This is a genomic window from Massilia frigida (assembly GCF_011682175.1).
GTDB lineage: Bacteria > Pseudomonadota > Gammaproteobacteria > Burkholderiales > Burkholderiaceae_D > Telluria_A > Telluria_A frigida.
Genome location: NZ_WHJG01000005.1, coordinates 278,627 through 287,264 on the forward strand (window position 1 = coordinate 278,627; position 8,638 = coordinate 287,264).

Sequence of the window (8,638 nt, forward strand, 5' to 3'; positions counted from 1 at the left end):
CGGAGTGCAACGATAGCGGCGGGACCGCGCCAGATGTGAAATGAACGGCTATGGCTTGATTGGCCGGCGGCCGGCGCCAAACCTGGAAAGCCATTACCGTGCTTGAAGCCCCAGTACCCGCCGACGAAAGCGCGCGCATGGCCGCACTATGCGGCCTGAATATCCTCGATACCCTGCCCGAAGAGCGCTTCGACCGTATCACGCGCACCGCCCAGCGCCTGTTCGGCTGTCCGATCGCGCTGGTGACCCTGGTCGACAGCGAACGCCAGTGGTTCAAATCGCGCCTGGGCCTGGACGCGCCTGAAACGCCGCGCAATATCTCCTTTTGCGGGCACGCGATCCTGCGCAATTTCCCGTTCGTCATTCCCGATGCGGCGGCCGACCCGCGCTTTGCCGATAATCCGCTGGTGCTGGGGCCTCCGCATATCCGCTTTTATGCCGGCATTCCCCTGCGCGCCGATAACGGCGCCCTGATCGCCACCCTGTGCCTGATCGACCGCGTGCCGCGCAGCTTTTCCGACGACGAGATTGGCGCCTTGTGCGACCTGGCGCAATGGGCCGAACTCGAACTGAATGTGTACACGATCAAGCAGGCTACCCGGGTCAGCCGCGACAAGGAAGCGCGCCTGCGGGCGATTGTCGAACACGCGGGCGACGCCATCATCACCATCGACGATGACGGCCTGGTCGAAACCTTCAATCCCGAGGCGCAGCGCCTGTTCGCTTACCAGCCGGACCAGATCATCGGCGCGCCCTTCAGCGTTCTGGTGGCACGCCATTACCGCGCCAGCGTCACCGCGTATATGGAGGAGCTGGTGCGCGACGGCATCGGCGATGGGGTGCGCCTCAACCGCCAGCTGATCGGGCAGCGCGGCGACGGCACCCGTTTTCCGGCCAACCTGGTGGTGAGCGAAATGCACATCAACGGGCGCCGCGCCTTTACCGGCCTGGTACGCGATATTTCGGCGCGGCGCCGCAATGCCGATGAAATGAAACGCCTGAACCGGCGTCTGGCGGAAACGCTCAGCCTCCAGCATGCGATTTTGAACAGCAATAACTACGCCATCATTTACGTCAATGTGCACGGCCAGGTGATCATGTTCAACGATGGCGCCCAGCGCATGCTCGGGTATTCGGAAGCCGAAATGCGCACCCAGTCCGCGCTGCTGGTGCTGCATGATCCGGTGGAGCTGGAAGCGCGGGTGCGCGCGCTCAGCGCCGAACTGGGGCGCCCGATCCGGCCCGGCGCCGACCTGTTCATCGCCAAGGCGCGCGAGCGTCTGCCCGACGAATCCGAATGGACCTATATCCGCAAGGATGGCAGCCGGCTGCCGGTGCTGCTGTCGATTTCCGCCATCTGGGATGATGAAAACGCGCTGGCGGGCTTTGTCGGCATCGCGCAGGATATCAGCGAACGCAAGAAAATGGAGAGCATGAAGAATGACTTCATTTCCACGGTCTCGCATGAACTGAGAACCCCGATGACGTCCATCAAAGGCTCGCTCGGGCTGCTGGCGGGCGGTGCGGCCGGCGAGATTCCCCTGCGCGCCAAGGTGCTGCTCGATATCGCCAGCAAGAATTGCGACCGCCTGGTGCGCCTGATTAACGATATTCTCGATGTCGAAAAAATCGAGTCCGGCAATATGCGGTTCGAGCCTGTGGTCCAGCCCTTGCTGCCGCTGGTGGAACAGGCCATCGCCGCCACCCACGCGTTTGCCTCGCCGTACAAGGTCAGCTTCGACCTGCGCTCCGACAATGGCGACCTGATGGTGGCCGCCGATTCCGACCGGCTGATCCAGGTGATCGTCAACCTGCTCTCGAATGCGGCCAAATTCGCGCCGCCCGGCGGCGTGGTCGACGTGCGCCTGCTGCGCCAGCCGGGATATGCGCGGCTGTCGGTGACCGATCACGGCGCCGGCATTCCCGAGCAGTTCCGCGACCGCATCTTCCAGAAATTCGCCCAGGCCGATGCCTCGGACAGCCGCCCGAAAGGCGGCACCGGCCTTGGCCTGAATATCTCGAAAGCGATCATTGAAAGGCACCGCGGCCGCATCGATTTTCTCAGCGAATGCGGCGTGCGCACCGAATTCTTCTTTGAACTGCCGCTCGCGGCCTAACCGTGTTTTTTCAGGACGTCCTAATTTATGACTGCACTTTCCCTGATCCTGTACGTGGAAGACGATCCCGATATCCAGACGGTCGCGCAGATGGCGCTCGACATGGTCGGCGGACTCACTTTGCGCACCTGCGGTTCGGGCCGCGAAGCGCTGCTGGCAGCGGCCGAATGCAAGCCGGACCTGCTCCTGCTTGACGTCATGATGCCCGGCATGGATGGCCCGATGACGCTGTCCGAATTGCGCAAGCTGCCCAATACCGCCAGCACGCCGGTCATTTTCATGACGGCCAAGGTGCAGGCCAGCGAAGTGGCGTATTACCGCTCGCTCGGCGCGCTGGGCGTGATCGCCAAACCCTTCGATCCGATGCAGTTGGCGCTGCAGGTGCGCCAGTTGTGGGACGAGGCCATGGCATGAACATGCCCACCGATCTGCAAGCCAGGGTGGCACTGCTGGCACAGGGATTTCGTACGCGCCTGCCGGCCCGTTTCGAGCAAATCAATGCGGCGTATGCGCTGTGCCGAAGCGATATGGCCGACCGTGCGCACGGGCAGGAACTGTACCGGCTATTGCATTCGCTGGGCGGCGCGGCCGGCACGTTCGGAGCGGCCGAACTGGGGCTGGCGGCGCGCCGCATCGAAGAAAAAATCAAAACGCAGCTTGCCGAAAACGACTGGACAATCGAGAATCTGGATGACATCGGAGCCGACGTGGCCGCCCTGCGGCACATGGCGTTGCCGGTGCCTGCACCGTAAAGACACAGCCCTTCAGGCAGGAACAGGAAATCATGAATACATCGACGATCTACAGCAAAACTTCAAAGGGCATGGCGGAGCTGAAAAACGGGTGCAGGAATCTGGCCCGCGATCCGGCCCGCGTGTTATCGATGATTAACGGGCGCTCCAGCGTGCGCGATTATCTCGCGCTGGGCGGCATGTCGATCGATAAGCTCGTCAATGAACTCGACGCGCTGACCAAACTGGGTCTGGTGCGCGTATTTGGCGGCGCGCAGCAAAGCCTGCCGGTAGCGCAGCGGCAGGTCGCGGTGCACGATGACGGAATCGAGTTTTCGGAATCCCTGCCGACCCTCGAAGTGACCGAGCTGACCCCGCAAGAAAGCGTGGAAGCCTGGGCCCATGCCCGGCGCGGTGCGACCGAACTGAAAAGCATGGGCTTTTATTCTTACGGGAACAAGGCGCAGTTGGGTGAGAGCAAACATGCCCTGACAGCCCTGGTGGTCGAAGACGACGAGGAACTGTCGGAATTGCTGGTGGTGCTGTTGAGCGAAAAGGGTTTTACCGTGCACGCGACCGGCGACATGAACGATGCGCTGGCGGTGGTGCAGACATCCATGGCGCCCGACCTGGTGCTGCTCGACATCGTCCTGCCCGGCCTGCCCGGCAAGGATGGCTTCGATCTGCTGGCCGCCATCCGCCGCAACGCAGGCTGGTCCAAGGCGCCGGTCGTGATGGTGACCTCGGAAGTGTCCGACGACCAGGTGATGAAAGGCTTAAAGTGTGGCGCCGACGCCTACATCTTCAAACCCTTCAAATGGGAAACGCTGTATTCCTGCATTCAGAGCGTGGTTGGGATCTGACGCCATCGCCTGGGGCGGCGGCGTACCGGGGCCGGTACGCCCGCGCCGGTATGCCCGCGCCGGTATGCCCGCGCTGGTATGCGCCCGCCGGTAGCCCGCGCCGGCACCTTCCTTGCATTCCCGTTGTCGATCTCTCGCCTCGTTGAGCCGCCTTGGTAGCGTCGCGTATATCGCCCTCGCTGCGATTCCTCGCCAGCCAGAAAATAAGCTTGCGTAAAGGCTACAGGGCGCTCGGAAAATGCCTACGCAGCTAGACTGGCTCCACAGTGCTATTGGTTTAATGGCATTATTTCAAACACGAGGAGATCCACATGCTGAAATCGACTTTGATCAAATGTGTACTGGGGGCCGCTGTTGCCACCGCTTTCGCCATGCCGGTCAGCAGCTACGCCCAGGCGGGCGCGGCGACCATGAACACGCCCGCGGCGAGTGCCCTGAGCAAGGGCGACCAGAAAATCGTGGCCGACATGGCACGCGCGAACATGGCTGAAATCGAGGCCGGCAAGCTGGCGCTGGCCAACAGCCAGAACGCGGAAGTCAAAACGTTCGCGCAGCGAATGATCGACGACCACACCAAGGCGCTGGGCGACGTGACGCAACTGGCCCAGACCAAGGGTGTAACGCTTCCGACCGAGGTCGACAGCAAACACAAGGCGCTGGCCGCCAAGCTGGGCAAGCTCAACGGCGATGCCTTCGACAAGGCGTACATGGCGCAGGCAGGCGTGGGCGACCACAAGGCGGTGCACGCGGCCCTGAAAAAATTCGAAGCCAAGGCCAAGGACCCAGACGTCAAAGCCCTGGCCGCCAAGATGCTGCCGACGGTCGAACAGCACCTGCATTCGGCCGCCGGCATGGCCACTGCCAAGGGCGGCGCCAAAGGCAGCAGCCCCCGGTAACGGGCGAAGCGAACGATCACAGCTCGCAAGGCAGCGCCACGCACGGCGCTGCCCGCACCACCGCGATGGCAGGCGCCAAAACACCGGCCCGGCCGCAGGTGTCAAGCCGCCCGTCGTAGCCGATGCGAACGGGCAGAACGCCGGCAAACACTAAGGGCATCGACCGCACCGGCGCAGCGCGCGCTGGTGCGGGATGGCGAGGCTGAGCACATCAGCCTCGCCATGACCCGCACGCTTCCAATTTCTGCACGCGTCCCATCCTCTGTCGTATTTATCTGACGAATCTCTCCTCTTTGACGATTGCCCGAACGTACGGCCGCCGTCATCCATATTCCTCCCGAAAATGTTGCGCACCGTCATCTGAGCGATCAGAGGCGACGCTTAAAGTCAGACATCCGCTTTCGCCAATCGTTCAATTTTCCGGGACCGATATGCCAGCCGTCTTTCTTGTGACCTGCCGCAGCCTGTTCCGTGATCGACTCCCTGGGAGGATGCCGGTATGAGCGAAGCGCCGCACAGCTTGCGCGACCTGATCAGCGATCGCCAGCACGACCGCCTCCTGCGGCTGTCGTTTCCCAACGACGATAGTCCGGCCGCACAGTTGCTGGTCAATTCGCTCGACGCATCCGAAGCGCTGTCCCGGCCGTTTGAATACATCGTCGAGCTGCTGTCGGACGAGCCGAATATCCCGCTCAAAAGCTTGCAGGGAAAGATGCTGTGCGTGCAGCTGGTGCGCAAGGATGGCAGCATGCGCTACTTCACCGGCCGGGTTTTCGGCTTCAGCCTCAAGACGGTCGACGGTGGCGTGTCGTATTACGAGGCGCGGCTGGGGCCCTGGTACAACTATCTGGACCTGCGCAAGGATAACTACCTGTTTCACAACACCACGCTTTACCAGCAGACCGCCAGCATTTTCAGCGATTACAGCAACGTGGCCGACTGGGACTGGCAAGTGAGCGGCGCGGATACGGTCATGACCGACGCCTGCCAGTTCGGCGAAAGCGACAGCAATTACCTGGAGCGGCGCTGGGCATCGGCGGGCATCCTTTACTGGTTCGAGCATACGGAACATGGCCACAAACTGGTGCTCTCGGATGATTCGACCGGCGCCCCGGCGATCGATGGCGATCCCGAGGTGGCATTTCAGCGGCATGGCGGCTCGGCCGAGGAAGATGGCATCGGCGAATGGTCGCCGGGCCGTCAGATCACGCAGGGAACCGTGGCGCTGGCGTCCTATGATTTCAAGACCGGCCGTCCGGCGACGACATCGCTGCCAACGGTGCAGCAGCAGGGGGAGGTGCTCGATATCGAGTCCTATGAATATGCGGGCGCTTACGGCTTCAAGGACAGCGGCAATGCGCGCGAGGTGGCGCAGCGCCAGATCGAAGCCCTTGAAGCGGGTGGAAAGCAGTTCGACGGCAGCGGCAATAACCGCCACGCCATGCCCGGCCGCTGGTTCCGGCTATCCGGACACTTTGATGCCACGGCATCCGGCGACGATGCGCAGGCGCGCGAATTCCTGATCACCGAAGTGCGTCACAGCGCGAGCAATAACTACCATCGCCAGGCCGCCACGCCGTCGCATTACGACAACCGGCTCAAGGCGATCCGCAAGATCATTCCCTGGCGGCCGCCGCGCGGGCATAACAGCACCGATACCCGGATTCACGGTATCCAGACCGCCACGGTGGTCGGTCCCGCCGGTGAGGAAATTCACACCGACGAATATGGGCGGGTACGCGTGCAATTCCATTGGGACCGCGCCGGAATCAACGATGAGAACAGCTCGACATGGCTGCGCGTTGCAACGCCTTGGGCCGGCGCCAATTTCGGCATGTCCACCATTCCCCGTGTCGGAACCGAAGTGCTGGTGCAGTTCATGGATGGCAATCCGGATCGGCCGATCATCACCGGCATGGTTCCGAACGTGAATACCATGCCGCCCTGGACACTGCCCGATAACAAAACCCAGTCCGGCATCCTGACGCGTTCCACGCCGGGTGGGAGGTATGACAATGCGAATGCGCTGCGTTTCGAGGACAAGAAAGGCGCGGAGCAGCTCTGGCTGCACGCCGAAAAGGACCAGCTGACGGAAGTCGAGCACGATGAAGATAAATGGGTCGGCCATGACCCGCGCAAGACCATCGATCGCGACGAGACCAGTCATATCGGGCGCGACCGCACCGAGACTGTCGACCGCGATGAGACCATCATGGTCCATCACGACCGTAGCGAAACGGTTGACCATGACGAAACGATCACCGTGCATAACAACCGCAGCGAGCGGGTCGACCATAACGAAACGATCAGCATCGGCGACCATCGCGACGAGGACGTGGGCAAGAATGAAACGATCCACATTGGCCAGAACCGCACCGAGACGGTCGGGCAGAACGAGCGCATCACGATCGGGAAGAACCGCGACAAGGAAGTGCTCAATAACCGGTCCGACAAGATCGGCAAGAACTGGTCGATCAAGGTGGCGCGCCTGAAGAAGGAACATATCGGCATGGCCAATCTGGAGAATATCGGCCTGGCGCGCATGACCAATATCGGCATTGCATCCTCGCTGATCGTGGGGATGGTGCGCAGTACCGCTGTGGGCGTGGCCGACCTGCTGACGGTGGGCAAATCGCGCAAGGTGACGGTGGGCGACACGCAGGAGGTCAGCATCGGCAAAACGGAAACCAGGACCATCGGCCAGAGTCACATTACCTCGGTCGGCGAGCATCTGGAACTGGCGTGCGGAGCGGCCAAGATCGTCTTGCGCAGCGATGGCAGCATTTTTTTGCAAGGCACCCAGATTCATTTGCAGGGCAGCGCGCAGATCAATGCCGATGGCGGCCTGGTGCAGCTCAATTGCGGCGCCGCCAAAGCGCCGCCAGCTGCGCCGGAGGCAAAGAAGGACGCGCTTCCTGACGCGGCGGCGGCGACGGGATCCTCGCTGGTCGATTGCGGTGGCCCTGGCATGGCCGGCATCGACACCGGTCTGGAAAAATTGATGAACGGGGAAATGAGCCCGCTGGCCGTATTCAAGGAACTCAAGAATCTCGCCCAGACAGCGAAAGCGGTCAAGAACGGCGACCTTGGCGCCATCGTGGGCGTGGTGGGATCGGTGGCCAGCGGCGCGGCGGCTGTGATCAATGGCAGCGGCAAGGGTAGCGGCGGTAGTTAATCGTTTTCGATTCAAGGAGGCGTCAGCAATGGGAAAACCATCGGCCAGGCAAACGGATGATGTCGCGCATCCGCGCGGAAGCGGCGCAATTCTGGAGGGCAGCGCCAATGTCATTGTGGGGAATCTGCCTGCGGCGCGCATTGGCGACAAGGTCCAGCACAACGGCGCGAGGGATACGATTGTCGAGGGCGAGAAAACGGTCCTTATTAACGGCAAGCCGGCGGCGTGCATGAGCGGCAGGGTCAGTTGCCATGGCATCGTCACCGGCGGCTGCATGACGGTGTTGTTCGGGAAGGATAAGGATGAGACCTGCCTGATCGACGCCGCCAGAGCGGGCGCGATGACAGTCCAACCCGGGAACTGATGATGAACGACGCGACCCGTCAGGCGCTTGGCCGGCTGCTCAGCGAGCACAGTGGCACGCTGTATGCCTTGTACGACGCGGCGGCGGACAACAGCCTGCTGGGCGATTTGCAGAGGGACGGCGTGACGCATGAATGCCTGTACAGCGGCACCAAGGCAATCACGCTGCGCAATGTGGCGCCTTATCTGATCCCCTGCGCGCAGTTCCAGCACGATGTGCCGGGTTTTATCGACCGGGTATGGCAGCGCGGCGTGACGATGCTCGTCGAGTCCGGGGCAGGGTGCGAGGCTCTCAAGGTCATCTCGTTATACACAACTCAGGCGCCTTCCTCCCGTAGTGCCTGCAATGTTTGAGCTGCGGTCATTACTTGGTCCAATCCTCGCCAGATGGTCTTGACGCCGGGCTCGCCATCGCTTTTGCGGGCAAGGAAGCCACCAATCTGGGCAATCAGGCGGACGACCTCGTTCAAGCGCGGTGATTGCGTCGGCTTTG

Annotated in this window: 9 protein-coding genes; 8 read left to right on the forward strand and 1 reads right to left on the reverse strand. The window is 62.1% G+C overall.

Annotation, left to right across the window (positions count from 1 at the left end; translation table 11 throughout):
- Positions 1-98: 98 nt before the first annotated feature.
- From F2P44_RS07850 to F2P44_RS07885, 8 genes are all read left to right on the forward strand, one after another.
- A complete protein-coding gene (locus tag F2P44_RS07850) occupies positions 99-2,117 on the forward strand; it encodes a PAS domain S-box protein (RefSeq protein ID WP_167086139.1) in 2,019 nt (672 codons plus the stop codon).
- A gap of 27 nt (positions 2,118-2,144) precedes the next feature.
- Positions 2,145-2,531, forward strand: a complete 387-nt coding sequence (locus F2P44_RS07855; RefSeq protein ID WP_167086140.1) for a response regulator — start codon at positions 2,145-2,147, stop codon at positions 2,529-2,531.
- Positions 2,528-2,869 carry an Hpt domain-containing protein gene (locus F2P44_RS07860; RefSeq protein WP_167086141.1) on the forward strand — a complete coding sequence of 114 codons (342 nt, stop codon included), beginning with the start codon at positions 2,528-2,530 and terminating at the stop codon, positions 2,867-2,869. The genes F2P44_RS07855 and F2P44_RS07860 overlap by 4 nt, the downstream gene beginning before the upstream one ends.
- 32 nt (positions 2,870-2,901) lie before the next feature.
- Positions 2,902-3,711, forward strand: a complete 810-nt coding sequence (locus F2P44_RS07865; protein ID WP_167086142.1) for a response regulator — start codon at positions 2,902-2,904, stop codon at positions 3,709-3,711.
- A 311-nt stretch (positions 3,712-4,022) separates the two neighbouring features.
- Positions 4,023-4,607 (forward strand): DUF4142 domain-containing protein, encoded by a 585-nt coding sequence (locus F2P44_RS07870; RefSeq protein WP_167086143.1) that lies wholly within the window; start codon positions 4,023-4,025, stop codon positions 4,605-4,607.
- 499 nt (positions 4,608-5,106) lie between these two features.
- Positions 5,107-7,782 carry a type VI secretion system Vgr family protein gene (locus F2P44_RS07875; RefSeq protein WP_167086144.1) on the forward strand — a complete coding sequence of 892 codons (2,676 nt, stop codon included), beginning with the start codon at positions 5,107-5,109 and terminating at the stop codon, positions 7,780-7,782.
- Positions 7,783-7,810: 28 nt separating this feature from the next.
- Complete coding sequence (locus tag F2P44_RS07880) at positions 7,811-8,146, forward strand: PAAR domain-containing protein (RefSeq protein ID WP_167086145.1); 336 nt, start codon at positions 7,811-7,813, stop codon at positions 8,144-8,146.
- Between the two features lie 2 nt (positions 8,147-8,148).
- Positions 8,149-8,499, forward strand: a complete 351-nt coding sequence (locus F2P44_RS07885) for a DUF4123 domain-containing protein (protein WP_167086146.1) — start codon at positions 8,149-8,151, stop codon at positions 8,497-8,499.
- Here F2P44_RS07885 and F2P44_RS07890 read toward each other — a convergent pair.
- A partial coding sequence (locus F2P44_RS07890; RefSeq protein WP_267877588.1) for an IS4 family transposase occupies positions 8,463-8,638 on the reverse strand: 176 nt, incomplete at its 5' end. The genes F2P44_RS07885 and F2P44_RS07890 overlap by 37 nt on opposite strands.

Excerpts from the sequence above, each read along its gene's own strand:
- F2P44_RS07855 (WP_167086140.1), top strand. The coding sequence starts at position 2,145 with ATGACTGCACTTTCCCTGATCCTGTACGTGGAAGACGATCCCGATATC.
- F2P44_RS07860 (WP_167086141.1), top strand. The coding sequence starts at position 2,528 with ATGAACATGCCCACCGATCTGCAAGCCAGGGTGGCACTGCTGGCACAG.
- F2P44_RS07865 (WP_167086142.1), top strand. The coding sequence starts at position 2,902 with ATGAATACATCGACGATCTACAGCAAAACTTCAAAGGGCATGGCGGAG.
- F2P44_RS07870 (WP_167086143.1), top strand. The coding sequence starts at position 4,023 with ATGCTGAAATCGACTTTGATCAAATGTGTACTGGGGGCCGCTGTTGCC.
- F2P44_RS07875 (WP_167086144.1), top strand. The coding sequence starts at position 5,107 with ATGAGCGAAGCGCCGCACAGCTTGCGCGACCTGATCAGCGATCGCCAG.
- F2P44_RS07880 (WP_167086145.1), top strand. The coding sequence starts at position 7,811 with ATGGGAAAACCATCGGCCAGGCAAACGGATGATGTCGCGCATCCGCGC.
- F2P44_RS07885 (WP_167086146.1), top strand. The coding sequence starts at position 8,149 with ATGAACGACGCGACCCGTCAGGCGCTTGGCCGGCTGCTCAGCGAGCAC.